This is a genomic window from Chryseobacterium sp. SIMBA_038, from assembly GCF_046535115.1.
In the GTDB taxonomy this organism is placed as follows: Bacteria; Bacteroidota; Bacteroidia; order Flavobacteriales; family Weeksellaceae; genus Chryseobacterium.
Genome location: NZ_JAWRXH010000264.1, coordinates 1 through 259, shown reverse-complemented (window position 1 = coordinate 259; position 259 = coordinate 1). Strand labels below are relative to the sequence as shown.

Below are 259 nucleotides of genomic sequence, written 5' to 3'. Positions count from 1 at the left end.
ACAGAAGTTTTAAAGAAAGGCTTAAGGATTTTCCGGTAAATGTTTCCTATGTCAACAGATTCAGAACAGCCAAGCAAAAATCTGAAACTCTGGATGATCTGAAGAACGGAAAACTGGACATTATTATAGGAACCCATCAATTGGCAAGCAGCTCGGTCAAATTTAAGGATCTAGGATTGTTGATTATTGATGAGGAGCATAAGTTTGGGGTTTCTGTAAAAGATAATCTTAAGACCCTTAAAAATAATGTAGATACACT

1 protein-coding gene is annotated in these 259 nt (G+C 35.5%); it reads left to right on the top strand.

Features of this window, described 5'->3' with window-relative positions; all coding sequences use genetic code 11:
* On the top strand, positions 1-259 hold a 259-nt coding region (locus SB689_RS23495; protein ID WP_410694457.1), incomplete at both ends, for a DEAD/DEAH box helicase.